The 23,357-nt window shown below is 71.4% G+C and carries 22 protein-coding genes; 7 read left to right on the forward strand and 15 right to left on the reverse strand.

The window, feature by feature from the left end:
• The first annotated feature begins 293 nt into the window (after positions 1–293).
• Both DEW08_RS18560 and DEW08_RS18565 read left to right on the forward strand, forming a co-directional pair.
• Positions 294–2,060: a type I secretion system permease/ATPase gene (locus DEW08_RS18560; RefSeq protein ID WP_146214724.1), complete on the forward strand. Its 1,767-nt coding sequence runs from the start codon at positions 294–296 to the stop codon at positions 2,058–2,060.
• Positions 2,057–3,400, forward strand: a complete 1,344-nt coding sequence (locus DEW08_RS18565) for an HlyD family type I secretion periplasmic adaptor subunit (RefSeq protein ID WP_109330079.1) — start codon at positions 2,057–2,059, stop codon at positions 3,398–3,400. Before DEW08_RS18560 ends, DEW08_RS18565 begins: the two co-directional genes overlap by 4 nt.
• Positions 3,401–3,421: 21 nt before the next feature.
• Here the strand turns inward: DEW08_RS18565 and DEW08_RS18570 are convergent, their stop codons facing one another.
• Positions 3,422–4,609, reverse strand: coding sequence for a hypothetical protein (locus tag DEW08_RS18570; protein ID WP_109330080.1), 1,188 nt, complete (start codon positions 4,607–4,609; stop codon positions 3,422–3,424).
• A gap of 100 nt (positions 4,610–4,709) precedes the next feature.
• Between DEW08_RS18570 and DEW08_RS18575 the strand changes: the two genes are divergently transcribed.
• Complete coding sequence (locus DEW08_RS18575; protein ID WP_109330082.1) at positions 4,710–5,789, forward strand: HlyD family secretion protein; 1,080 nt, start codon at positions 4,710–4,712, stop codon at positions 5,787–5,789.
• A 75-nt stretch (positions 5,790–5,864) separates the two neighbouring features.
• A complete protein-coding gene (locus DEW08_RS18580) occupies positions 5,865–6,788 on the forward strand; it encodes a hypothetical protein (RefSeq protein ID WP_109330084.1) in 924 nt (307 codons plus the stop codon).
• Between the two features lie 10 nt (positions 6,789–6,798).
• On the opposite strand, the gene DEW08_RS18585 is transcribed toward DEW08_RS18580, so the two are convergent.
• Positions 6,799–8,100 carry a glycosyltransferase family 2 protein gene (locus DEW08_RS18585; RefSeq protein ID WP_109330086.1) on the reverse strand — a complete coding sequence of 434 codons (1,302 nt, stop codon included), beginning with the start codon at positions 8,098–8,100 and terminating at the stop codon, positions 6,799–6,801.
• A 251-nt stretch (positions 8,101–8,351) separates the two neighbouring features.
• Here DEW08_RS18585 and DEW08_RS18590 point away from each other — a divergent pair, with 251 nt between their 5' ends.
• Together DEW08_RS18590 and DEW08_RS18595 are read left to right on the forward strand one after the other, a co-directional pair.
• The gene (locus DEW08_RS18590; RefSeq protein ID WP_146214725.1) at positions 8,352–8,642 is read left to right on the forward strand and encodes a DUF4339 domain-containing protein; all 291 of its coding nucleotides are present in this window, start codon (positions 8,352–8,354) and stop codon (positions 8,640–8,642) included.
• A 169-nt stretch (positions 8,643–8,811) separates the two neighbouring features.
• A complete protein-coding gene (locus DEW08_RS18595; protein WP_109330090.1) occupies positions 8,812–9,987 on the forward strand; it encodes a CaiB/BaiF CoA transferase family protein in 1,176 nt (391 codons plus the stop codon).
• A gap of 85 nt (positions 9,988–10,072) precedes the next feature.
• On the opposite strand, the gene DEW08_RS18600 is transcribed toward DEW08_RS18595, so the two are convergent.
• From DEW08_RS18600 to DEW08_RS18615, 4 genes are all read right to left on the reverse strand, one after another.
• Complete coding sequence (locus DEW08_RS18600; protein WP_109330093.1) at positions 10,073–11,518, reverse strand: replication initiation protein; 1,446 nt, start codon at positions 11,516–11,518, stop codon at positions 10,073–10,075.
• Between the two features lie 1,077 nt (positions 11,519–12,595).
• A complete protein-coding gene (locus DEW08_RS18605; protein ID WP_109330095.1) occupies positions 12,596–13,900 on the reverse strand; it encodes a TRAP transporter large permease in 1,305 nt (434 codons plus the stop codon).
• A gap of 30 nt (positions 13,901–13,930) precedes the next feature.
• Positions 13,931–14,434 carry a TRAP transporter small permease gene (locus DEW08_RS18610; protein ID WP_109330097.1) on the reverse strand — a complete coding sequence of 168 codons (504 nt, stop codon included), beginning with the start codon at positions 14,432–14,434 and terminating at the stop codon, positions 13,931–13,933.
• A gap of 228 nt (positions 14,435–14,662) precedes the next feature.
• Positions 14,663–15,634, reverse strand: coding sequence for a TRAP transporter substrate-binding protein (locus DEW08_RS18615; RefSeq protein WP_109330099.1), 972 nt, complete (start codon positions 15,632–15,634; stop codon positions 14,663–14,665).
• Positions 15,635–15,969: 335 nt separating this feature from the next.
• Here DEW08_RS18615 and DEW08_RS18620 point away from each other — a divergent pair, with 335 nt between their 5' ends.
• Positions 15,970–16,494 carry a winged helix DNA-binding protein gene (locus DEW08_RS18620; RefSeq protein WP_109330101.1) on the forward strand — a complete coding sequence of 175 codons (525 nt, stop codon included), beginning with the start codon at positions 15,970–15,972 and terminating at the stop codon, positions 16,492–16,494.
• A gap of 63 nt (positions 16,495–16,557) precedes the next feature.
• On the opposite strand, the gene DEW08_RS18625 is transcribed toward DEW08_RS18620, so the two are convergent.
• The 9 genes from DEW08_RS18625 to DEW08_RS18655 all read right to left on the reverse strand — a co-directional run bounded on the left by DEW08_RS18625 (position 16,558) and on the right by DEW08_RS18655 (position 23,356).
• On the reverse strand, positions 16,558–17,169 hold the full coding sequence (locus tag DEW08_RS18625; RefSeq protein ID WP_109330103.1) for a LysE family translocator: 612 nt from the start codon (positions 17,167–17,169) through the stop codon (positions 16,558–16,560).
• Between the two features lie 102 nt (positions 17,170–17,271).
• Positions 17,272–18,042 (reverse strand): LamB/YcsF family protein, encoded by a 771-nt coding sequence (locus DEW08_RS18630; protein ID WP_109330105.1) that lies wholly within the window; start codon positions 18,040–18,042, stop codon positions 17,272–17,274.
• A 47-nt stretch (positions 18,043–18,089) separates the two neighbouring features.
• The gene (locus DEW08_RS31745) at positions 18,090–18,311 is read right to left on the reverse strand and encodes a hypothetical protein (protein ID WP_211107265.1); all 222 of its coding nucleotides are present in this window, start codon (positions 18,309–18,311) and stop codon (positions 18,090–18,092) included.
• Positions 18,242–19,108, reverse strand: coding sequence for a 5-oxoprolinase subunit C family protein (locus tag DEW08_RS18635; RefSeq protein ID WP_211107267.1), 867 nt, complete (start codon positions 19,106–19,108; stop codon positions 18,242–18,244). Before DEW08_RS18635 ends, DEW08_RS31745 begins: the two co-directional genes overlap by 70 nt.
• The gene (gene pxpB / locus DEW08_RS18640; RefSeq protein ID WP_109330112.1) at positions 19,105–19,857 is read right to left on the reverse strand and encodes a 5-oxoprolinase subunit PxpB; all 753 of its coding nucleotides are present in this window, start codon (positions 19,855–19,857) and stop codon (positions 19,105–19,107) included. The genes DEW08_RS18635 and pxpB overlap by 4 nt, the downstream gene beginning before the upstream one ends.
• 116 nt (positions 19,858–19,973) lie before the next feature.
• Positions 19,974–21,086, reverse strand: coding sequence for a CgeB family protein (locus tag DEW08_RS18645; RefSeq protein WP_109330115.1), 1,113 nt, complete (start codon positions 21,084–21,086; stop codon positions 19,974–19,976).
• A complete protein-coding gene (locus DEW08_RS18650; protein ID WP_109330117.1) occupies positions 21,083–22,186 on the reverse strand; it encodes a CgeB family protein in 1,104 nt (367 codons plus the stop codon). The genes DEW08_RS18645 and DEW08_RS18650 overlap by 4 nt, the downstream gene beginning before the upstream one ends.
• Before the next feature lie 23 nt (positions 22,187–22,209).
• Entirely contained in the window at positions 22,210–22,404 is a 195-nt protein-coding gene (locus tag DEW08_RS32650) for a glycosyltransferase family protein (RefSeq protein ID WP_245986739.1), read from the reverse strand.
• A gap of 19 nt (positions 22,405–22,423) precedes the next feature.
• A complete protein-coding gene (locus tag DEW08_RS18655; RefSeq protein WP_245986740.1) occupies positions 22,424–23,356 on the reverse strand; it encodes a CgeB family protein in 933 nt (310 codons plus the stop codon).
• Position 23,357: the final 1 nt, after the last annotated feature.

Below are 23,357 nucleotides of genomic sequence, written 5' to 3' on the forward strand. Positions count from 1 at the left end.
ACCACGATCTGGACGGACTCCCGGATCCACACACCCAGGAATGCTCAATTTTTACATATATTTTTAGGATTCGGCAATCATGATGGCAGAACGAATGGTCGCGCTGATAAGGTATTCGTGCCTTTTGATTGCGCCATTCGGAGTCAAGGCCGCAGAAAACACGTAAACCGTGACTGATCGCGTCAAGTACACGACCACAATTGATCAACTGAAACCATTTGTGACGAAATGTGACGTCTCGGCGAACAGTCGGGCGGGAACCGGGACACAGGCGGATTGAAGGGCATGGCATTGTGAGCCGGGACTCGAGCAGGACGAAGGACACGGGCCTGCGGGCCGCGCTGCGGCGCTGCATGCCGGCCGTCGGCTTCTGCGCGCTGTTCAGCGGCGCCATCAACCTGCTGTCGCTGGCCGCCCCGCTCTACATGATGCAGGTCTACGACCGGGTCCTGAACAGCGGCAACCTCTCCACCCTCTTCGCGCTGACCCTGGCGGTCGCCGCCGCCCATATGGCGCAGGCGACGCTCGATTCGGTCCGCGGCCGCCTTCTGGCGCGTGCCGGCGTCATCCTGGAACGCGGGATGCGCGAGCGCGTCTTCCAGGCGGAACTGGCGGGCGCCGTGGAACCGCGCACCGGCCGGGACGGCCCCATCGGCGGGCAGGGGGCCCGCGACCTCGACCAGATCCGCCAGTTCCTCGCCGGACCGGCCGTCCTGGCGGCGATGGATGCCCCGTGGGTCCCGCTGTTCGTGCTGGTCATCGCCCTGATCCATCCCTGGCTCGCGGTGACGCTGATCGGCGGCGCCCTCCTTCTGCTCGTGCTGGCCATCCTGAACGAGGCGCTGATCGCCGGCCCGATCGGCAACGGCACCCGGAGCGCCATGGAGGCCCAGACCGTCTTCGACGCGGCGATCCACAACGCGCCGGTGGTGCGCGCCATGGCGATGGACGATGCCCTGACCCGGCGGTGGAGCGGCCGGCGCGACGAGGCGGTCGCCAGCCTGACCCGCGCCGCCGACCGCGGCGGCGTCCTGTCGGCCCTGGTGAAGTTCAGCCGCCTGTTCCTGCAGAGCCTGGTCCTCGGGCTGGGCGCCCTGCTGGCGCTGGAGCAGCAGATCTCCGCCGGCTCCATCTTCGCCTCCACCTTCCTGCTGGCCCGGGCGCTCGCGCCGGTGGAGCTGGTGGTGGGCTCCTGGCGATCCATCGTCACGGCCCGTCAGGCGTGGCGCCGTCTCAGCGTGCTGCTGCTGCGCCACCCGCCGGAAGCCGGCGGCATGGAACAGCCGCAGCCCCGCGGCGCCCTGGCGGCCGACCAGCTCGGCTGGGCGCCGGAGCCCGGGGCCGCACCGATCCTGCGCGGGATCTCCGTCTCGCTGGAGCCCGGGGAGGCGCTCGGCATCGTCGGTCCCAGCGGAGCGGGAAAATCCACGCTGCTGCGCCTGCTGGTCGGCATCCACCGGCCGGGGGCGGGCAGCGTGACGCTGGACGGGGCCGACCTGGCGGCGTGGAACCGCGCCCAGCTCGGCCGGCTGATCGGCTATCTGCCGCAGGATGTCGAGCTGATCGCCGGCAGCGTGCGCGACAACATCGCCCGCTTCCAGGACGCCTCGCCCGAAGCGGTGGTCGCCGCGGCGGAGGCTGCCGGCTGCCACGAGATGATCATGGCCCTGCCCAAGGGCTACGACACGCAGGTCGGGGATAACGGGCAGATCCTGTCGGGCGGCCAGCGCCAGCGCGTCGGGCTCGCCCGCGCCCTGTTCGGCACCCCGAAGCTGGTGGTGCTGGACGAGCCGAACGCCAACCTGGACGCCATGGGGGAAGACCGGCTGATGGCCAGTCTGCGCCACCTGAAGGAGGCGGGAACCACCCTCGTCATCGCCGCCCAGCGCCCGCGCGTGCTGGAGTTGGCCGACCGCATGCTGGTGATCCGCGACGGCGTGCCGGAGATGCTGGGCGACCGCGCCTCCGTGCTGGCCCGCCTGATGCGGCCGCAGGCGTCCGCGGCCCTCCCCGCCGCCGGCAGGACGGTGGTCAGCCTGAAGGGCGGGGGTGGCGCATGACCATGCTGACCGGCAACGACGCCGGCCCCAGCGGACCGCGGTCCGACGGGGTGCTCGCCACCGCGTCGGTCGGGCTGGCCGTCATCGCGCTGTTCTTCGGCGTGATGCTCGGCTGGGCGGCGCAGGCGCGGCTTGCGGGTGCCGTCATCGTCTCCGGCGTGGTCAAGGTGATCTCCGACCGCCAGCCGGTGAAGCACCAGGAAAGCGGCATGGTGGCGGAGGTCGCGGTCGCCGAGGGGCAGGAGGTGGCGGCCGGCCAGCTTCTGCTGAAGCTGGAGTCGACGCAGGCGAAGGCGCTGGCCGACCAGCTCGCCGGCCAGCTCGACCGGCTGTCGGCGGAGGAGGCGCGGCTCGCCGCGGAGCGCGACGGGCTGGAGGAGATCCTGTTCCCCGAATTCCTGACCGCAAGGGCGGCCGACAGCCGGGCGATGCAGGTGATGGCGACGGAGCGCGCGCTGTTCGCCAGCCGGCGGGAGGCGCTGGAGGGGGAAATCGGCCTGCTGCGCCAGAGCATCCGCCAGATGGAAGAGCAGATCGCCGGCCGCCAGGGCGAGATCCGCAGCCTGGATCGCCAGCTCGGGCTCATCCTGCAGGAGACGCAGGACATCCGCTATCTCTTCGACAAGGGCTACGCGCCCAAGAGCAAGCTGCTGGCGCTGGAACGGGCCGCGGCGGCGCTGGAAGGACAGCAGGCCTCCCTCCGGGCCGGCGTGGCGGAGACCGGGAAATCGATCGAGCAGGCCCGCATGCGCATGGCCCAGCTCTCCCACGACCGGCTGGCCGAGGTGAACGACCAGCTCAGCCAGACCCGCTCCGCCCTGCGCGACACCGAACCCCGGCTGCGCGCGGCGCTGCGCCAGCTCGACCTCACGGAAATCCGGGCGCCGCTCGCGGGTCGCGTGATGGCGCTGTCGGTGCGGGCGCCGGGGCGGGTGATCCAGCCGGGCGACCTGCTGATGGAGATCGTGCCGTCCAGCCAGGCGCTGGTCGTCGAAGGCCCCGTCCGGCCGGAGGACATCGACGACATCGAGACGGGGATGGGCGCCGAGGTGAAGCTGGTCGGGCTGAACCAGCGCCTCGCCCCCCGCCTGCCGGCCCGCGTCGCCACCATCTCCGCCGACCGCATGACCGACCCGCGCACCGGCTCGCCCTTCTACCAGGTGCAGCTCACGGTCGACGACAGCGCGCTGGCCGAGACCGGCCGCTCGCTGGGGCACCGCGTCTCCCTGCTGCCGGGCATGCCGGCACAGGTCGCCATCGCGACCCGGGAACGCACGGTGCTGGACTATCTGCTCTCCCCGATCACCGAAGGGCTGGACCGGGCCCTCAGGGAACCGTGACGCCCCCGTCCGCGGCGGGCGTCACATGATCGGTTTGTCGCCCGCCGGCAGGAAGCCGTCGTCGCTGCCGTTGCCGGCCCCCTTCGCCGGCTTCGCGCCGTCGGCCGGGTCCCCGGCGGCGGCCCCCGTGCCCAGGCTGCCGGCGACCCGGCTGGCCCGGGCGATGAACTCCGACAGCGGCCGTCGGCCGGACGGGGAGCGGGGCTTGACGGGGCGGTCCTGGTCCTCCGGAGCGGCCGGCGGCTCCAGTTCGAAGGTGGGCTCGGACACGGGTTCGGCCGCGGGTCCGGGCGCCGGCTCGGCGACGGCCGCGGCCGGGGTGGCCTCCTCCGGTTCGGCGACGATCTCGTCGCGCGGCACCTCCACCGCCGGCACGACGGCCGGTTCCACGATGGAGGAGGTCTCGACCCGCAGGGCGCCGACCCGCTCCGCGACATCGCCCGGCAGGCACAGCAGATCCGCGACCGGCATCACCGATCCGGCGAAGCGGCGCAGCCAGGACAGGATGCGCAGCCGGTCGGCCAGCGCCAGCCGGTCGTCGGCCACCGCCGCGGTGAAGCGCGCCATCCGCTGGTCGCACAGGATGGCCGCGTCGGTGTCGAGCCGCGGCATCTCGATCTCGATCCCGCCGGCGGCGGCGAAGGCCTTGGCCGCCTCCCGCTGCCAGACCCCGAAGCTTGCCGCCTCGAACAGGCCGTTGCGCACGGCGACCACCGTGGCGCCGGTCCCCAGCGTCTCCGCCAGCCAGGGGGCGGTGTGGAAGTCGGACGGGCTCGGCGTCATCACGTTGACCAGCACCAGCCGGTGGCCCATGGATGCGGCGCAGGCGGCGAACTCCTTCACCGCGACGGCCGGGTTCGTCACGCTCATCAGCCCGGCGATGTCGGTGCGGAAGCCGGCAGGCAGGTCGTGCAGGATGACCTCCACCCCCGGAAAGGCCAGGCTGTTCAGCAGGAAGTCGCGGCCGAAGCGGCGGTCGCGCGCGTCGTACAGGATGCACCCCTGCCGCGGGTCCTGCCGGTCGAGAGGCAGGGAACGGCCCTTCTCGTCGGAATTGCGGAAGAACTTGAACAGGCTGCGCGCCAGCCAGTCGCCATCGAACAGTGCTGCCGACCGCTCCGACAGGCGGTACAGGTCGGCAAGGCCGCGCGCCCAGGTGGACTTGCCGGTGCCGCCCTTGTCACCAACAACGCAGACGATGGTCGCCATTCGGATCTCCGCGGCACTGCAGCCGCATTCTGGAAGGTTTTAACTATTGGCAAGCTGTCCGGGGGCAATCATGGCCCCAACCGGTAAATGATTTCTGATTATGCTGAAAGCCCGTCACGCCGCCAACTACCGACGCCCGGCCCCGCGCATCCGCGTGGCGCGGATCGCGCTGCTCGGCATGCTGGGCGCCACCTTCGGCTGGCTGGCGCTCGTCAACCAGATCCGGGTGGTCGGCGTCGGCCATATCCGGGCCGAGGAGGCGATCGTCTCCACCCTGTTCGAGGGACGGATCCTCGCGCTGCGCGCCACCTGCAACGACCGCGTGGCGAAGGGCGACCTGCTGGCGCTGGTCGGCGATCCGGTGCGCGACCACGCCTACCGCGGCGAGATGATCGCGGAGGAAACGATGGCCCGCGTCCGCCGGATCGTCCAGCGGTCGCGCATCGCGGTGGCGGGGTCGCTGGTGGCCATCTCGGAGCGCCACGCCGCCGCCGCCCGCCGCCATGACGAAAATGCCGCAGCCCTCGCCACCGCCATCGAACAGGCCTGGCGGGCGGAGGCCGTCCCGCTGAAGGAGCGCGTCGCCGTCCTGTCGGCCCGTGACCGCGCCCGCGAAGGGCTGGCCGAGGCGGAGGCGACGCTGCGTCGCCGTCATGCCGAGCTGGAACGGCTGCGTGCCGAAATGGCGGCCCAGACCGCCGGCTTCGCCGAGCGGGTGGCGGCGCGGCAGGTCCTGGCCGGCCTTGGCGGCAACGAGGAGATCCGCGCGCCGTTCGACGGGGTGGTCACGGAATGCCCGCGCAGCCTGGGCGACGTGATCCGTCCCAGCGTCGCCATCGTCCGCCTGCAGCGCGCCGGCAGCGCCCGCATCTTCGTCTGGGTGCCGGCGGTGGAGCTTTCCCGTCTCAGGGAAGGGATGGCGGCGGACATCGTCGTCTCCGACAGCGGCCGGACGCTGGAGGCCCGCGTGATCCACCTGCCCCTGGAGGTCGGACCGCTGCCCGACAGCCTGCGGCGCTACTTCTGGCAGAACCAGACCTGGCAGCAGTATGCGAGGATCGAGGTGGAGCCGGCCGATCCCGCGGAGGCCGCGACCCTGCCGGGCGACGCCCGCGTCGACGCGATCATCCGCCTCACCCGGGAGCGCTGGCTGCCCCGCGACCTGATGAAGGCCCTTTGAACCGACGATGCATGCCCCCGGGATGCCCAGCCCATCACTCTCAACCCATCACTCTCAACCCATGACGGTCAGCCCATGACGCTCAGCCGCCGTACCCTGATGGCCGCCCCGCTTGCCGCCGCAGCGGCGCTCGCCGCCGGAGATCCCGGGCGCGCCGGTGCCGCTGCCGCCGGGACGGCCGGGGACAACGCCCTGTGGATCTGGAACACCGGCCGGGCGGACTGGCCGAGGGTCGCCGGGACGATGCGGCGGGAGGGGTTCGGCACGGCGTACCTCTCGATCCCGCCGGCCGACCGGGCGGGGATGACCGGTCCGGCGCTCGACGCCGCGCTGGCCACCTTCGCCGGGCGCGGCATCACCGTGCTGCTGGTCGGCGGCGATCCCGGCTGGGCGGACGGCCGCGCCCAGCCGCCGGCGCTGGCGGAGTTGCTGCGTCTGGCGGCCGCCGCGCGCGGCGTGGCCGGCGTCCAGCTCGACATCGAGCCCTACACGCTGCCGCTGTGGAAGTCGGGGGCGGAGGGCCGCGCCCGCATCGCCGCCGCCCTGGCCGACCGCCTGGCGGAGGCGCGCGGCGCGCTGTCCGGCTCGGGAAAGCGGCTCGGCATGGTGCTCCACCCGGCCTTCGCCAACGCGCCCGGCGCCGGCCGGGGCAATGCCGGCTTGGGAAACAGCGGCCTGGACACGCTGGCCGACGCGGTGGCCGCGCTCTCGGACGAGCTGGTGGTCATGGCCTACCGCAACCGGCCCGATGCGACGGAGCGCTTCGCGGCGAGGCTGCTGGCTTCGCTGGACGCCGCCCCCAAGCCCTGGCGCTTCGGCGTCACCGTGCAGGGCGGACCGGAACAGGCGACCATCAGCTATGCCGACGCGCCCTATCAACGGGTGAAGGACGACATGGCGGCGCTCGACACGCTCGCGCGCGCCCGGCCGGCGGGGGCGCAGTACCGCGGGGTGGCGGTCCATGCCTGGGCCTCGCTGGCGCCGAAGCTGGAGCGCTGAGGCCGCCCCGTCACCAGTGCGGCGTCTGCCGCCAGATCTTCTCCGGCACATAGCCGTGGCGCAGGCCGATGCGCAGCATCTCCTTCACGATGGCCGGCATCAGCGACAGCTTCAGCCCCAGCCGGTAGAGCGGCACGAGGGGCGCCAGCGGCAGGGCCGCCAGCCGCGGCACCCCCAGCACGTCGTTGGCCGCCAGCATGCGCAGCAGCGTCTCCCACACATGGATCCAGTACATGAAGGTCAGGATCCGCGAGGTGATGAAGGGATCGGTGGCGATGTACCAGAACAGTCCGGCCAGGAAGGCCAGCGGCAGCAGGAAGCGCACCAGGATCTGGTCGGCCATCATCAGGAAGTTGCTGAAGCCGAACAGGGAGACGCGCAGGATGTCGATCTGCTTGCGCAGCCGGATCTTGATCATGTTGCGCTCCCACCGGCTGCGCTGGCGGATCAGCCCGCGCCAGGTCGCCGGACAGTCGACCCAGATGACGGCATAGGGGGCGAAGACCAGCCGCCAGCCCGCCTTGCGCAGCCGCATCGTCAGGTCGGTGTCGTCGCCGAGCCCGGTGTCGTAGCCGCCGAGCGAGCGGATGGCGCCGGCCCGGAACATGCCGCCGGCCCCCGCGATGATCGACAGGATGCCGAGATGCGAGCGCCACAGGCGGCTTGCCGCCACGTTGAAGGCGTATTCGATCTCCTGCATGCGGGTGATCAGCGTGTCGCGCGCGTTGCGCACCCTGAGATGGGCGGTGACGGCGCCGACACGCGGGTCGTCGAAGGGGATCAGCATCTCGTGGATGGCGCCGATCTGCACGTCGGCGTCGGCGTCGACGATCATGATGTACTCGCCGCGCGCCCGCTGGATGCCGATGTTGAGGCAGCTCGGCTTGCCGGAATGGGTGGCGGCGCGGAAGCAGCGGACATGGCCGGTGCCGACGAAGCTGCCGGCGATCTCGAAGGTGTCGTCGGTCGAGCAGTCGTCGACGAAGATGATCTCCATCCGCGGATAGCTGCAGGCGAGCAGCGAGCGGATGGTGCCGGCGATGCCCGCCGCCTCGTTCCGGCCGGCGATCACCACCGAGACCAGCGGCAGCGGTCCCGGCCGGCGCTGCGGCGGTTCGGGGAACAGGCGGTGCGGCACCAGCAGGTTGGCGAGCCACAGCGCGATCATCGGCCCCTGGAAGCGCACCAGGGGCGCGATCACGAAGGCGACGAACAGGATGTTGTACCAGGGAAGATTCGGAAGGGCGTTGACCGTCAGGATGATGTTCACCGGGTCGATGCCTTCGACGAAATACCGGAAGAACTCCTGCACCGGTTCCTCACCACCTGTTTCGGGCCCGCAACCCCGGTCCCACGGAGCGCAGGACGGCGCAGCATGGACGCCGACCGGTTAAGAAAGGCCTGTTTTTCCGGTCCTTCCGCCAACCTCCGGGCCCGTCCCGACTTGCCGCGTCACAGTTTGATTCAATTTTCGTAACTTCCGGCATTGTGCGGCCGTCGCCTGCAGGATTAGGTTGACCGGCAGTAAGCGTATTGCGTGTCCCTCGTCGCAAACGGTCGGTCATGTCCGGAACCTATTACCTGATGCTGAAGGGAAAGAGCGTCGGCCCGCTGCGGGCCGAGCAGTTCCCCCGGCTGGCGGAAGAGGGCCTGATCACCCACCGCAGCCTGGTGCGCCAGCAGGGGACCGGCGACGCCCGTCCGCTCTACCGTCATCCCGACCTCGTCCGGGCCGTCTTCGGCCGCAAGGCCCCGCTGGTCTCGCTGAAGGGCCGGCTTGAGGATGCCCGCACCCGCCCGCTGGTCGGCGTCGCCGCCAGCCTGCTCGTCGGGATGCTGGCGACCTTCCGGTAAGCGCCTCCCCCCTCTCGTTTCCCCGGCTATCCCCGGTGTTCCATCGTGATCCGTTATGGGACGGATCATGAATATGTGTTTGTCATAATAGCTTTCGCCACGGCACAGTGCCGGCCAATCCACAACGACGCCGCGCCGGTCCCGCGCGGCGCAGCGGAAGGGAGCGACCGTGCCTGGACCCTTGTCGCATCTGCGCATCCTCGACCTGTCCCGCGTGCTTGCCGGCCCGTGGTCGACCCAGTTCTTCGCCGACCTCGGCGCGGAGGTGATCAAGGTCGAGCGGCCGGGGCTCGGCGACGACACGCGCGGCTGGGGTCCGCCCTTCGTCGTGGATCCCGACCCGGAGGCGGGGGAGGCCGGCATGGCCGCCTACTTCACCTGCGCCAACCGCGGCAAGAAGTCGGTCGCCATCGACTTCACCACGCCGGAGGGAGCCGCCAAGGTCCGCGAGCTGGCGGCCACCGCCGACGTGGTGGTGGAGAACTTCAAGCGCGGCGGCCTCGTCAAGTACGGCCTCGACTACGAGGCGCTGCGGGCGGTCAAGCCGGACCTCGTCTATTGCTCCATCACCGGCTTCGGGCAGGACGGCCCCTATGCCGACCGCGCCGGCTACGACTTCATGATCCAGGGCATGGGCGGGCTGATGAGCATCACCGGCCAGCCCGACGGCGAGCCGGGGGCCGAGCCGCTGAAGGTCGGCGTGGCGGTGGTGGATCTGTTCACCGGCATGTACGCCGCCTCCGGCGTCCTGGCCGCCCTGTCCCACCGCGACCGCACCGGCGAGGGCCAGCACATCGACGTGGCGCTGCTGGACGTGCAGGTGGCGATGCTGGCCAACCAGGCGGCCAACTTCCTCGCCTCCGGCAAGGCGCCCGGCCGCCTCGGCAACGCGCATCCCAACATCTGCCCCTATCAGGCCTTCGCCACCGCCGATGGCCATCTGATCCTGGCGGTCGGCAACGACCAGCAGTTCCGCCGCTTCTGCGAGGTGGCCGGGGCGCCGGAGCTCGGGGCCGACGAGCGCTTCGCCACCAACCGGCAGCGCGTCGCCAACCGGGTGGAGCTGGTGGCGCTGCTGCGTCCGCTGCTGGCCGCCCGCCCCCGCGGCTGGTGGATCGGGACGCTGGAGGAGGCCGGGGTTCCCTGCGGCCCGATCAACAGCATCGCCGACGTCTTCGCCGACCCGCAGGTGGTCGCCCGCGGCCTGAAGGTGGAGGGGACGCTGGAGGACGGCACCCCCGTCGCCATGGTCGCCAACCCGCTGAAATTCTCCGCCACGCCGCTCGGCCCCTGGGGCGTCCCGCCGACGCTCGGCCAGCACGACACGGAGATCCTGGGGGAGTAGGGCCGGCCCGGCGCCCCCCGATCCTTACCTCCCGGGGGCGCCGCCGCGTCCCTCCGGTCCCTCCATCCTTACGCCTTGGGGGCCCTTACGCCTTGGGGGCGGCTTTCGGACGGGCGGCGCGCTTGCCCGCCGCTTCGGCCGCCACCTCGAAGGCCACGTCGGTGATCAGCCCGTTGGTCAGCGAGGCCAGGGCCGACTTGAAGGTCGGCCAGTGGTTGTTGCGGGCGGTGTCCGCCACCACGGCGCTCTTGGCGTTGAGCGCGAGCCGCCGGCCGCCCTGCGGCGCCTCCTCCACCCGGCCGGGCTCCAGCGCCGCGAGCAGCGGGCCGGGGACCTTGCCCTTCAGCGCATGCAGGGCGGCGGCCCACAGGGCGTGGACGTCGTCGGCGTCGGGCAGGGGGCCGAGATCGGCCGGCCCGGCGGCCTCCGCCGCCACCTCGTCGGCGGGGGCGACCTGCTCCACCTTGCCGATGCGGCGCGCCCGGCGGCCGGCACTGTGGCGCTCGCGCTCCAGGAAGGTCTCGGCCGCCTCCTCCTCGTCCTTGGCGAGGAACTCCAGCGTCACCTTCTCCACCTTGCGGCCGCGCCGCTTCATCTTGTCTTCCGGCATCGAGACCCGGAAGGGGGCGAGCTGGTTCACCTCGGCGATGGCGCGGTCGATGGTGCGGGTGCGCAGGATGCCGAAGTCCTTGTAGGCCCCCTCCGGCACGTTCATCAGCTTGCGCAGCGTGTCGATGTCCAGCTCCAGCGACGGATAGTCCATCTGGTAGCGCTGCATGCCGATCTCGTAGAGCTTCAGCGCGTAGGTGCTGGTGACCTTGACCATCGCCGGCCCCGACAGCTTCGCCCAGAGCTGCGAGGTGCGCTGCAGCTCCAGGAAGGCGTCGGTGAACTGGAAGTGGATGTCGGCGGCGTCGCTGTCCTCCTCCTCCTCCGGGCGGACGTAGCTGGAGAGGATGCGCAGCTCGGCCCGCGACCGCCGGCCGCGGAAGGGGCCGATGACCACCAGGCTGGAATCGAAGATTTCCTTCAGCGCGTCGAAGATCCGCTCGTTGCCCTTGTGGTTGCCGCGCACCACCCGCTTGGGCAGCCGGTAGAGCTTGTTGGCGAAGTTCTGGCTGCCGGCGAGGTGGATCATGAAGTTCAGCATCTTCTGCGCCGGCAGCGACAGGCGCGTGCCGTTCGCCGGATAGCTGTAGACCGCCTCCGCCGCCTTGATCAGGTGCTTGTAGCCGTCGCGCTCGAAGGTCGCGCTGGCGACGCGGGCGGTCAGCCCGGCCACCGGGGCGCTGCCGTCGGGAACGGTGGCGAGCGCCGGTGGGGAACCGGCCGCCGCCTTCTCGCCGCCCGCCGCACCGGCCGCCGCGCCGGCATCGAAGCCGGCGGCGGGACCGGCGGGCGCGCCGGCGCTGTCGATGATGGCGCCGCCGCCGCCCAGATCCTCGGGCGCCAGCACGACGAGGTCGGTGCCGGACGGACCGCTCCCGTCATCCCCCGCCTTGCGCGTCTTCCTGCGCCCTGTCGCCGCCATCGCTCCCCCCGAACCGGATCGACGGAGGCTAAATCAATCCTTACATTGAAAACAAGTAAGGAAAGGGTCTTTTCCCGCTTTCACGTTCCTCCAACTGCGGCGCCCCGGGGCGCCGTTGTGCGGATTGTGCAGCGATCACTTTGCGCACAACGGCATCAGGACCGATTTCATGCCGTCTCTTCAAGGGCTTGGCCGGACCCGTCGGTACGCTGCCATTGTGCGGCCCCTGCCCCGTGGCGCGCCGCGGGAGCGGCAGCGCTGCAACACCCGACGACGCCGTGACGGCCCCGGCGATCGCCGGACGGCGGCTGCCGCGGGCGAGACAAGGCACAGGACGGGCGGTGATGTCCGGAATCCTAACGCAGCGGCCGGGGCGGAGCAAGGCACCGGCGAAACGCCGCGGTTCCTGCCGATCCTTACTCCCTGGGGGCGCATCCTTACCGCGTGGGGGCCGACCCTTACGCCCCGGGGGGTGCGGGAACCGCCCCCGTCCGGTAAGGCGAACGCCCCCGGCTGGTAAGGAAGATTCGCACCGACTCGCCGGACTCCCTCGCGATTCCGGCCGACGAATCCTTCAAAGGGGAACAGAGTCACAAAAACGGTTTTCAGATTCTGGAGGATGGGGGACTTCGCACGCCGTCGCCGGCTCCATCCTTACCGCCTGGGGGCGTCGGTGGAGAGGGCTTAAGTGCTTGAAACGACTCGAGCTTGGCCGGAGTGACCGGACGGGGGCCCGTATCCTTACTCCCTGGGGGCACGGAGCCGGACATCCGCCCCCAAGCGGTAAGGATGACGGCCTTCCGGCGCTTCCGAGTCGCGAATCGGGCTCGGATCGGGTTTACAGCGAGTCGCCCGCCCCCGGGAGGTAAGGAGCGGAGACCGGGCCGGCTGTGGCGAAAGTGCGGATCCGCCCCCAGGGAGTAAGGATCGGATATGGCCGGACGACGCCCCCAAGCGGTAAGGATGAACGTCCGCGCCCCCGGCCCGCCGGCCCGGCCGGACCCGGAAGCGGGCAAAGAAAAAGGGGGCCGAAGCCCCCTTGCCGGTTTCCGGCGCGCCTGTGCGGCCCGGTTCCGGTCAGCCTCCCAGCATCTGCCGCGGCAGGGCGGTCACCATCCCGGGGAACAGGACGACCAGCACCGTCATCACCACCAGCACCAGGAAGAAGGGGAGGGCGGCCCGGCTGATGTAGAGGATGTCGCGGTTGGTCAGCCCCTGGATGACGAACAGGTTGAAGCCGACCGGCGGGGTGATCTGCGCCATCTCCACCACCAGCACGACGAAGATGCCGAACCACAGCAGGTCGATGCCCGCCGCCTTCACCGCCGGCAGGATGATCGAGGTGGTCAGCACCACCATCGAGATGCCGTCGAGGAAGCAGCCCAGCAGCACGAAGAAGACGGTCAGCACCGCCAGCAGCGCATAGGGCGAGAGCTGCATGCCGGTGATCCACTGGGCGAGCGCCGCCGGAATGCCGGTGAAGCCCATGGCGACCGTCAGGAAGGAGGCGCCGGTCAGGATGAAGGCGATCATGCAGGAGGTGCGCGTCGCCCCCAGCAGGCTGTCCATGAAGGTCTTCACGCTGAGCGAGCCCGACGCCCAGGCCAGCAGCAGCGAGCCGAGGACACCCACCGCCGCGGCCTCCGTCGCGGTGGCGATGCCGGCGTAGATGGAGCCGATGACCGCGGCGATCAGCAGCACGACGGGGATCAGCAGCCGGCCGCGCCACAGCTTCTCGCCCAGGCTCAGCGTCTCCGTCTCCTGCGGCACCCTGGCGGGGTTCAGCAGCGACCACAGGGCGATGTAGCCGGAGAACAGCGCCATCAGCACCAGCCCCGGCAGGATGCCGGCGATGAACAGCTTCGCCACCGACACCTCGGCCGCCACGCCGTAGACGATCATGATGATGGAGGGCGGGATCAGCAGGCCCAGCGTGCCGGCGCCGGCCAGCGAGCCGATGCTCATCCGCTCGTCATAGCCGCGCGAGGACAGCTCGGGCAGCGAGATGCGCCCGATGGTGGCCGCGGTGGCGGCCGAGGAGCCGCTGACCGCCGCGAAGATGCCGCAACCGATGACGTTGGAATGCAGCAGCCGGCCGGGCAGCGTCTGCAGCCAGGGCGACAGGCCGGTGAACATGTCCTGCGACAGCCGGGTGCGGTAGAGAATCTCGCCCATCCAGATGAAGAGCGGCAGCGCCGTCAGCGTCCAGCTCGCACTCGACCCCCAGGTGGTGGTCGCCAGCACCGACCCGGCGGGCGAGGAGGTGAAGCCGAGCATGGCGACCAGCGCCACCCCCAGCAGCGACAGCGCCACCCAGACGCCGGTACCCAGGAAGAACAGCAGCAGCGACATCAGCGTCGCGGCGATCCAGAGCTTGTCCATGAGGTGAGGGTCCCTGTTCCCGGCTGGTCGTTATTCGGTGCGGGCGGCTTCGACGGACTGGCGCAGGTCGCCGCCGCGCAGCAGGCGGATCAGCTCGTCCAGCAGGGCGACCGCGATCAGCACGACCCCGACGGCCATGCCCGACTGCGGGATCCACAGCGGAACCGCCAGCACGCCCATGGAACGGTCGCCGAACTCGTAGGATTCGAGGACGAACAGGACGCTGTGGACGGCGAAGTAGACGCCGATCGCCCCCCCGACCAGATGCGCCCAGATCTCGAACAGCCGGCGCCGGGCCGGGCGCATCCGGTCGGTCAGCAGGCTGACGCGGATATGCTCGCCGCGGCGCAGCGTGGCGGCCAGCGCCAGGAAGCTCGACGCCGCCATGCACCAGCCGGCGAGGTCGTCGCCGTCGGGAACCGAATAGCCCGCCAGCCGGCCGCCGATCTGCGCCAGGATGACGACGGCGATCATCGCCAGGAAGATGGCAGCCAGATAGCCGGCCGCCGTGAAGATGCGGTCGAGTATGCTCATGGAATGCTCCGGAGAGGGGCGCCGGCCGTAGGGCGCCGGCCATATGGCACCGGAAGGGGTGCTGAACGGGTCCCAATTGCTGGCCGCCCCGGACCTGTCGTCCGATGTCCGCGGCCCCTGTCGCTGAAAAACCGCCTGCGTCGAACCGGACCGGCCGCGGCGGGACGGAGCCCGGCCTGTGGGCGCCGTCCCGCGCCGGTCCCTACGTCACCTCGGTCCGGCCGGGCCTTACTGGGTCTTGAAGCCGGTCAGCACCTTGCTGCCGTCCTCGCCGGCCTTGGTCGCCCATTCGCCCGACATCTGCACGCCGATGGCCTCCAGCTCCTTCTGGAAGGCGGCCGACGGCTTCTGGATGGACATGCCGCCCTGGCGCAGCTTGCCCAGCAGCTCGTCGTTGGCCTTGCGGGCGGTCTCCCAGCCGCGGGTCTCGGCATCGGCGGCCGCCTTCAGGACGGCCTTCTGCGTGTCCTCCGGCAGCTTGCGGAAGGCGCGCTCGTTGACGAAGACGACGTTCTTCGGGATGAAGGCCTGGACGTCGTAGTAGTTCTTCACGAAGTCCCAGGCCTGGGTGTCGACGCCGGTCGCCGGCGAGGTGATCATTGCCGAGATCAGGCCGGCGGAGAAGGCCTGCGGCACCTCGGCGGCCTGCACGGTGGCGGGCACGGCGCCGATCAGCTCGGCGAAGCGCGAGGTGGAGGCGTTGTAGGTGCGCAGCTTGACGCCCTTCAGGTCGGCCGACTGGGCCACCGGGTTCTTGGTGTAGAGGCCCTGCGGCGTCCACGGCACGGTGAACAGGACGCGCAGGCCGGTCTTCTGGAAGCGCTGCTCGACGAAGGGGCGGCTGACCTTGGCGAGCTTGTCGGCCTGGTCGAAGCTGGTGGCGAGGAAGGGAACCGAATCCACCTCGAACATCGGATCCTCGTTGGCGAGGATCGACATCAGCACCTCGCCCGCCTGGACCTGGCCGGTCTGGACGGCGCGCTTGATCTCCGGATGCTTGAACAGCGAGGCGTTGGAGTGGATGGTGATCTCCAGCCCGCCGTTGGTCGCCGCCTTCACGTCCTGGGCGAAGCGGCGGATGTTCTCGGTGTGGTAGTTGCCGTCGGGATAGGCGGTCGGCATGTCCCACTTCTCCGCCAGCGCGGCGGTGGAAAAGCCGAAGGCCAGGCCAGCGGCGACCAGTGCGGCAAACGTCTTCATTAGACCTCCCCGGTGTTCAGCCCGCCGGTGCGCGCCATGCGCACCGAGCAGGGCAGATGTTGTCATTTTGCCGATAAAATGCCAATAAGGAAATGACACAACCTCATCGATTCCGCGGGTCGCTTCGACATAAACTTGCGCATTTTTCGGGCAGACTGCCCCTTTGGTGGCAATCCGCCGCCGGAAAATGCCTTTTCCTGTCGGGACGCGCGTCGGGAGCCGTTTGGGGCATGGCGGAATTTGCCGACGCGTTATAAATAAGGTGTCGATAAAAACGTTTTCGTTTCGCCTGCGATACAGCCCGCCCCGCCCGAGAACCTGCGGAGTCCCGCCCGATGAACGCCCCGACCACCCCGTCCCAGCCGATCGTCTCCTCGGCCCATCTGGTGTCCGAGAGCAGTGCCGAGACCAGCGAGTTCGAGTATGGCCTGATCGTCGCGGGCAACGCCTTCAACCGCTGGGTCGTGCGCTGCATGGCCGCCGCCGGGATCGCCGAGCTGTCGGCGCTGGAGGTCCTGCTGCTGCACAGCGTCAACCACCGGGCGCGCGACAAGAGCCTTGCCGACATCTGCTTCGTCCTCAACATCGAGGACACCCATGTCGTGAACTACGCATTGAAGAAGCTGCACCGGCTGGGGCTGGTCGAGCGGGGCAAGCGCGGCAAGGAGGTGACCTACCGCACCTCGGAGAAGGGCAAGGAGGCGGTGGCGCGCTATCGCCAGATCCGCGAGGACTGCCTGATCGCGACGCTGCAGGCGCTGGGCACGCTCGACAACCGGCAGATCGGCGAGGCGGCCGGCATCCTGCGCGCCCTGTCCGGCCTCTACGACCAGGCGGCGCGGGCGGCGACCTCGCTCTGACCAAGGGCAAGGGGGCTGTGACGGACGGGGCGGCGACGGCCCCCGCCCCCGTCCCGTCCGGCCTCAGCGCTCGGCGAGCGCAAGCTTCGCCCCCAGCGCCGCGAAGGCCCCGGCGAAGGCGCGGCGCATCCAGGTCAGCACCCAGGGGCGGGAGACGATCCGGCTGCGGATCGCCGCGGCGAACAGGCCGTAGCCGACGAACACCACGAAGGTGACGGCCATGAAGACGGCGCTCAGCTCCGCCATGGCGGCGAGCGGCCGGGCGTCGTCGGCGCTGACGAACTGCGGCAGGAAGGCCAGGAAGAAGATCGACAGCTTCGGGTTCAGGATGTTGAGCAGGACCGCCGACAGGATCACCCGTCCGGCCGGGCGCGGCGTCACGTCCTGCTGCACCTGGAAGGTGCCGCGGTCGCGCAGGGTGGCCCAGGCCATGTAGAGCAGGTAGGCGACGCCGAGATATTTCAGGATCTGGAAGGCCAGCGCCGAGGTGTGCAGCACGGCCGCCAGCCCGAGGATCGCGGCGGCGATGTGCGGGACGATGCCCAGCGTGCAGCCGAAGGCGGCGACGATGCCGGCCTTCGATCCGCGCGACAGCCCGGCGGCCAGCGTGAAGAGGACGCCGGTGCCCGGCGAGATGGCGACGATCAGCGAGGTGATCAGGAAGTCGAGGCTCACGGGGCGGGTCCTCCCTGGCGCAAGGCGCTTGCCCGACGGACGGCGGGCGGCGATGCCCATGCTTCGCCCGGCACCCTGCGGTTGTCCAGCCGAAAGCGCGCGTCAGGCCGGCGCCAGCGGCGCGACGGTCACCCCGGCCGCCTCCAGCGCCGCCCGCACCTTGCGGGCCATGGCGACGGCGCTGGGGGTGTCGCCATGGACGCAGACGGTCTCGGCGGCGATGGGGACCGGCCTGCCGGTGCGGCTGGCGACGGCACCGTCCAGCACCATGCGGACCACGCGCGCCGCCGCCTCGTCCGGGTCGTGGATCACCGCCCCCGGCTGCGACCGCGGGGTGAGGGTGCCGTCCTCCTCGTAGGAGCGGTCGGCGAAGGCCTCGCGCGCCACCCGCAGGCCGGCGTCCCGCCCGGCGCGCTCCATCGCGCTGAAGGGCGGCACCACCAGGACCAGGGCGGGATCGACCGCCTTGACCGCGCGGGCGATGGCGCCGGCGACCTCCGGCTCCACCGCCGCGACATTGTAGAGGGCGCCGTGCGCCTTCACATGGCCGACGCGGTGCCCGGCGAGCGCGGCGCAGCCCTGCAGCGCGCCGACCTGGTAGGCGATCATCCGCTCGATGTCCTGCGGGCCGTCGCCGCGGATGACGCGGCGGCCGAACCCCCAGAGGTCGTTGAAGCCGGGATGGGCGCCGATGCGCACGCCCTTCTCGCGCGCCAGCCGGGCCGTCTCCGTCATGATCAGCGGGTCGCCGGCGTGGAAGCCGCAGGCGACGTTGGCGGAGGTCACGATGTCGAGCATCCCGGCATCGTCCCCCATCTTCCAGGGGCCGAAGCCTTCGCCCATGTCGCAGTTCAGATCGATCGTCGGCGCCATCCGTCCCGTCCTCCCATCCTTACCTGACCCGGTCCTGCCCGCCCCGTTCAGGCGAAGGCATCCACCATGCCGTCCACGAGGTTGAGCGACAACAGCCGCTCGCTGTCCAGCAGGTCGGCGCCCGCCGGCCTCACCAGCCCCGGCAGGGCGTCGATCGCCTTGCGGAACCCGGCATAGGCGACGCGGGCCTCCGCCGCCGTCACCCGGCGGAAACGGACCGACTCTCCCGGCCGCATCTGGGCCAGCGCCGCCAGATCCGGCGCCAGCACGCAGCCGATCTTGGATAGCCGCCGGTGGTCTGGCGGTCGGCCAGCAGCACGATGGGGCGGCCGGTGCCCGGCACCTGGACGGCGCCCGGCGGAATGCCGTCCGAGGTGATGTTGAAGCCGCGGGCATGCTCGATCGGCGGCCCGTCGAGGCGGTAGCCCATGCGGTCGGCCTCGTGCCCGATGCGGTAGGGCTGGCCGAAGAAGGTCTCCAGCCCGGCGGCGGTGAAGGCGTCGTCCTGCGGGCCGGGCAGCACGCGCAGCTCCGTCCCGCGCCGCGGCAGGCCGGCCGGATCGAGCGCCGCGTCGATGCGCTCGGGCGCCTGCTCCAGCCGCAGGGGGAGCCGGTCGCCGGGGCCGAGCGGCCGCCCGTCGAGGCCGCCGAGGCGGCTGCGCACATGGGTGGCGACGCTGCCCAGCACCGGCCGGAGCGCGAAGCCGCCGGCCGCCGCCAGATAGCCGCGCACGCCCGAGCGCAGCGCCCCGACCGCCAGCCGCTGCCCGCGGGTCAGGCGGTGGCTGCGCCAGGGCTGCGCCGGCTGCCCGTCGATGGTCACCACCGCATCGCCGGCCACGGCGACGAGGCAGCTTTCGGCCTCCACCACCAGCCGGTCGCCCAGCAGGGTGAACTCCACCGCGCCCTCGGCCGGGGCGTTGCCGACCAGCGCGTTGGCGGCGGCATGCAGCAGCGGATCGGCGGCACCGGCCACCGAGACGCCGAAGCGCTGGTAGCCGACGCGGCCGGCATCCTGGATGGTGGAGCTGGGGCCGGCGGCCTCGACGAGCAGTGCCGCCATCATGCCATCTCCTCGACGTCCGGCATCAGGTCGCTGCGGTCGGCCTCGGCGGCGAGGCGGTCATAGGTGGCGGCGTCGATCGGCGTCAGCCGCACCCGGTCGCCCGGCGCCAGCAGGAAGGGCGGGTCGCGGCGCACGTCGAAGCCCTTGATCGGGGTGCGGCCCAGCAGGTGCCAGCCGCTCGGCATCTCCACCGGCGACAGCGCCGCCTGGGCGCCGCCCTGCATGATGGAGCCGGCGGGCGTCCGCATCCGCGGATTCTCCCGCCGCGGCAGGTGCAGCGCCTCCGGCAGGCCGCCGAGATAGGAGAAGCCCGGCGAGAAGCCCAGCATGTAGACGCGGTAGTCGGCGGCGCAGTGCAGCTCGATCACCCGCTGCGCCGTCAGGCCGGTGCGGCGCGCCACCTCCTCCAGATCCTCGCCGTGGGCGCCGCCGAAGCAGACCGGCAGGATCCAGCGCCGGCCGCGCCGTTCGCCGGGGCCGCCGCCGGCCGAGGCGAGCCGCCGCAGCGAGGCGGCCAGCCTGTCGGCGTCGGTGGCCAGCGGATCGAAGGCGACGAGCAGCGAGCGGTAGGTCGGCACCGTCTCCACCACGCCGGGCAGGGCGGCCTCCGCCACCAGCCGGTCGAGCCGGTGGACGCGGTCGTTGAGGGCGGGATCGACGCCGTCGCCCAGCTCCACCACCAGGGCCTGATCACCCGCCGGCAGGATCTTCGGCTCCGGGTAGCGGAGGATGTCCGACGCGGCGCTCATCGCCCGCTCCTGCGGCAGCAGTCGTTCATGCGTCCCGTCTCCCGATCCGGTCCTGTGGCCCGGGGAAGACGTTCGCATTACATCGACAAAATGTCAACGTTATGTCAGCAAAGACACTAGGAGGCCACCCGCCGCGCCTCGCGTGCCTCCAGGACGTAGCCTTCCAGCGCCTGGGCGCGGTGCAGCGGCGTGTGGCCGTCGAGGAAGCGGCGGCGGGCGGCGAGGCCCATGGCGCGGCGCTCCTCCTCGTCCATGCCGCTCAGCGTGGCGAGCGCCTGCCCGGCGCTGTCGGCGATGACGATCTCGCGACCGGGGACGAACAGCTCGTCGAGCCCCTCCCAGCGGTCGCTGATGATCGGCACGCCGCAGGCCGCCGCCTCGAACAGGCGGACGCTGGGCGACCAGCCGGCGGCGATCATGTCGGCGCGGGTGACGTTCAGCGTGAAGCGCTGGGCGGTGTAGAAGGCGCGGTGCTCGCGCGGCGGCATGTGCTCGATGCGTAGCACGTTGGCCGGCCAGAGGATGTCCGCCGGATATTGCGGCCCGACCACCGCGAAGCGTCCCTCCTCCCAGCGGCGCGCCGGCTCCAGCAGCAGCCGGTCCAGCGTGGGCTGGCGGTCGGTGCTGTAGGTGCCGAGATAGCCGAGGTCCCAGCGGACCGCGGCGTCGGGATCGGGGAAATAGGCGTCCGGATCGGCGGAGCAGTAGAGCGGCCGGGCCATCGGCGAGCCGAACTCCCGTTCCAGCCGGCGCAGGGTCGGGCCGCCGGTGAAGGAGAGATAGAGGTCGTAGCCGGGGATCAGGTCCGGCGTCAGATACTCCCGGTCGCCGCGGGCCAGCCGGGCGAGCGTCACCGGCGTGTCGATATCGTAGAAGGCGGTGATGCCGCGCGCCGTCTCCTGCACCCAGTGGCCGACCTCCACCCCGTCCGGCACATAGGAGCCGACCACCGCCAGATCGGCCGAGCGGACCAGGTCGCGGAAGCGGGCGGCGAGGTCGGCGGGGTCGCCGTAGAGCTCCGTCCGGCAGCCTTCGGGCTGCGGGCAGTCGCGGTTGTCGCGGTACCAGGGCTTGTCGCATTCGAGGAAGGTCACCCGGTGCCCCCGCGCGGCAAGCGCCCGGATCAGCGCCCGGTAGGTGGTGGCGTGGCCGTTGCCCCAGGAGGAGGTGATGGTCAGCCCGACGATGACGATGGCGAGCGGGCTGTCGCTGCGGGAGGGAACCGTCATGCCGGCACCCGGTCGGCAGCGGCGCGGCGCCCGGTCAGCAGTGCCTCCACCTGCACCGCCCGGCTGGCGTAGGTGTGGTCGGCGAGCACGCGGCGCAGCGCCGCCTCGCCGATGGCGCGGGCGCGTTCCGGCGTCAGGGCGGCGACATGCTCCGCCACCGCGGCACCGTCCTCCGCCACCAGGATCTCGTGGCCCGGTTCGAAGAACAGCCCGATGCCTTCCCAGGCGTCGGTGATCAGGCAGGCGCCGGCGCCGGCCGCCTCGAACACGCGGGTGGCGGGGGAGAAGCCGGTGCGCGCCATGCTCTCCCGGCTGATGTTCAGCACGGCCAGCGCCGAGACGTTCAGCGCGTTGTGGTCGGCCGTGTAGACGTGGCCGAGGTCGGTGACGTTGGGCGGCAGGCCCTTGTCCGCCCAGCCGCTGCCGCCCAGCAGGAAGCGGCGGTCGGGCAGGCGCTGCGCCGCCTCCAGGAAGAAGGCCTCGACCCGCGCCTCGCGGTCCGGCAGACGGTTGCCGAGGAAGGCGAGGTCGCAGGCGAAGCGCTTCTCCCGCGGGACGGGGTGATGGGTGGCGGGATCGAGCGCGTTGTAGATCGGCACGCAGCGCCGCGCGCCGAACTCCCGCTCGTAGGCGGTCACCACGGGATCGCCGCCGCCGTAGGTCAGTACCATGTCGAAGTGCGGGACGAGCGGCGCCAGCCGGTCGTCCGGGTCGTGGCGCATGGAATCGAGCGTCGCCGGCGCGTCGACGTCCCAGAAGAGGACGATCTGCCCGGCCCGCCGGGCGGCCAGCACGCCGGCCTCGAGATAGGCGTCCAGCACCCCGACGCCCGAGGCCTTCACCAGCACGTCGGCGCCCGCGGCGTCGGCCAGCATGGCGTCGGCGTCGGCCTCTGTCGGCTGGTAGACGACGACGCGCGCCCAGGGCGGGTCGGGGATGTCGCGGTGGGCCTGCCGGTCGTAGGCGTCCGGCTCGTAGAAGGTGATGCGGTGGCCGCGCCCGGCCAATGCCCGCAGCATCCCGCGGTAATAGGTGGCGGCGCCGTTCCAGTAGGCGGATACCAGGCTGGACCCGAAGAAGGCGATGTTCAGTCCGCTCATGATCCTCGCTCCCTGACTCGGTCTTATTCGGCGGCGGTCTGTCGGGTGTCCTGACGGGCGGCTGGGCGGTCCGCCCGGAGGCCGGGGGCGCAGAGCGCCAGCAGCTCGTCCACGCGGTGGGCGCAGGTGTGGCGGGCCAGCACCGTCTCCAGCCCGGCTTGCGCCTGCTCGGCGGCGCGGGCCGGGTCGTTCAGCAACTCCGCCAGCGCCCGCTCCATCGCGGCGCCGTCCCGACCATCAGGAAGTCGGTGCCGACGCGGAACAGCCCTCGCTGTCGCGCCAGGGGGCGCTGACCAGCGGGATGCCGCAGGCGAGCGCCTCGAACACGCGGATGGTCGGGATGCCCGGCAGGTGGGTGGTGTAGAAGCGGCGCGGCACATGGACCGTCACCGCATGGGCGGCGAAGACCTCCGGCGCGCGGTGGTTCGGCAGATAGCCGCCGTAGCGGATGCCGGCCCTGCGCACCGCCTCCAGCGCCGGTTCCGGATAGCGCACGCCATGGATGGTCGCGGCCAGACCCAGCCGGGCCACCGGGTCGAGCAGGAAGCGGCGCAGCTCCTCGCTGCGCTCGTCGTCGCCCCAGTTGCCGATCCACACCAGGTCGCCGCGGCGCTCCGTGCCGGGCCGCGGCCGGAAGACGCTGGTGTCCGCCGCCTCGTGCCAGGTGTGGGCGCGGCTGCCCCATCCGTGCGTCGCATAGATCGCGCGCACGGTGTCGCCGAAGGCCAGCACCCCGTCATAGGCGTCGAGGTCGAAGGCGCGGATGGCGTCCGGCTCCGACACGGTGCGGTGGTGGGTGTCGTGGAACAGCAGGGTGAAGCGGCCGCCCGCCGCCCGCCGCCTGCCGATGGCGGAGACGAGGCGCTTGTCGTTCCACTCGTGCACCAGCACGACGTCCGCCCCCTCCAGCGCCTCGTCGAGCACCGGCTCGAAGGGACCGTCGGCCGGGTAGCTGCGGGAGGTCAGGTCGGGGAAGCTGGCGGCGAAGGCCTGCTCCGCCTCCGGACCCGCGTCGGCGACCAGATTGCCGCGGCTCCAGCCGCCGGCCGGCTCATAGACGCGCACCTCGTGGCCGCGGCGCTGCAGGTCGCGGACGACGCCGCGCAGGAAGTGGGCGTTCCCGTGATTCCAGTCGGACACCAGGGAATGGACGAAGAGGACGAAGCGCATG

It is taken from the genome of Azospirillum thermophilum (genome assembly GCF_003130795.1).
Classification (GTDB): Bacteria; Pseudomonadota; Alphaproteobacteria; order Azospirillales; family Azospirillaceae; genus Azospirillum; species Azospirillum thermophilum.

What these genes read in the sequence shown, in the direction of transcription:
- DEW08_RS18570 (WP_109330080.1), bottom strand. Translation starts at nt 4,609, where the DNA reads ATGGCGACCATCGTCTGCGTTGTTGGTGACAAGGGCGGCACCGGCAAG.
- DEW08_RS18605 (WP_109330095.1), bottom strand. Translation starts at nt 13,900, where the DNA reads ATGGACAAGCTCTGGATCGCCGCGACGCTGATGTCGCTGCTGCTGTTC.
- DEW08_RS18615 (WP_109330099.1), bottom strand. Translation starts at nt 15,634, where the DNA reads ATGAAGACGTTTGCCGCACTGGTCGCCGCTGGCCTGGCCTTCGGCTTT.
- DEW08_RS18655 (WP_245986740.1), bottom strand. Translation starts at nt 23,356, where the DNA reads ATGCGCTTCGTCCTCTTCGTCCATTCCCTGGTGTCCGACTGGAATCAC.
- pxpB (WP_109330112.1), bottom strand. Translation starts at nt 19,857, where the DNA reads ATGAGCGCCGCGTCGGACATCCTCCGCTACCCGGAGCCGAAGATCCTG.
- DEW08_RS32650 (WP_245986739.1), bottom strand. Translation starts at nt 22,404, where the DNA reads ATGGAGCGGGCGCTGGCGGAGTTGCTGAACGACCCGGCCCGCGCCGCC.
- DEW08_RS18635 (WP_211107267.1), bottom strand. Translation starts at nt 19,108, where the DNA reads ATGATGGCGGCACTGCTCGTCGAGGCCGCCGGCCCCAGCTCCACCATC.
- DEW08_RS18575 (WP_109330082.1), top strand. Translation starts at nt 4,710, where the DNA reads ATGCTGAAAGCCCGTCACGCCGCCAACTACCGACGCCCGGCCCCGCGC.
- DEW08_RS18620 (WP_109330101.1), top strand. Translation starts at nt 15,970, where the DNA reads ATGAACGCCCCGACCACCCCGTCCCAGCCGATCGTCTCCTCGGCCCAT.
- DEW08_RS18565 (WP_109330079.1), top strand. Translation starts at nt 2,057, where the DNA reads ATGACCATGCTGACCGGCAACGACGCCGGCCCCAGCGGACCGCGGTCC.
- DEW08_RS18590 (WP_146214725.1), top strand. Translation starts at nt 8,352, where the DNA reads ATGTCCGGAACCTATTACCTGATGCTGAAGGGAAAGAGCGTCGGCCCG.
- DEW08_RS18580 (WP_109330084.1), top strand. Translation starts at nt 5,865, where the DNA reads ATGACGCTCAGCCGCCGTACCCTGATGGCCGCCCCGCTTGCCGCCGCA.
- DEW08_RS18600 (WP_109330093.1), bottom strand. Translation starts at nt 11,518, where the DNA reads ATGGCGGCGACAGGGCGCAGGAAGACGCGCAAGGCGGGGGATGACGGG.
- DEW08_RS18610 (WP_109330097.1), bottom strand. Translation starts at nt 14,434, where the DNA reads ATGAGCATACTCGACCGCATCTTCACGGCGGCCGGCTATCTGGCTGCC.
- DEW08_RS18650 (WP_109330117.1), bottom strand. Translation starts at nt 22,186, where the DNA reads ATGAGCGGACTGAACATCGCCTTCTTCGGGTCCAGCCTGGTATCCGCC.
- DEW08_RS18645 (WP_109330115.1), bottom strand. Translation starts at nt 21,086, where the DNA reads ATGACGGTTCCCTCCCGCAGCGACAGCCCGCTCGCCATCGTCATCGTC.
- DEW08_RS18630 (WP_109330105.1), bottom strand. Translation starts at nt 18,042, where the DNA reads ATGGCGCCGACGATCGATCTGAACTGCGACATGGGCGAAGGCTTCGGC.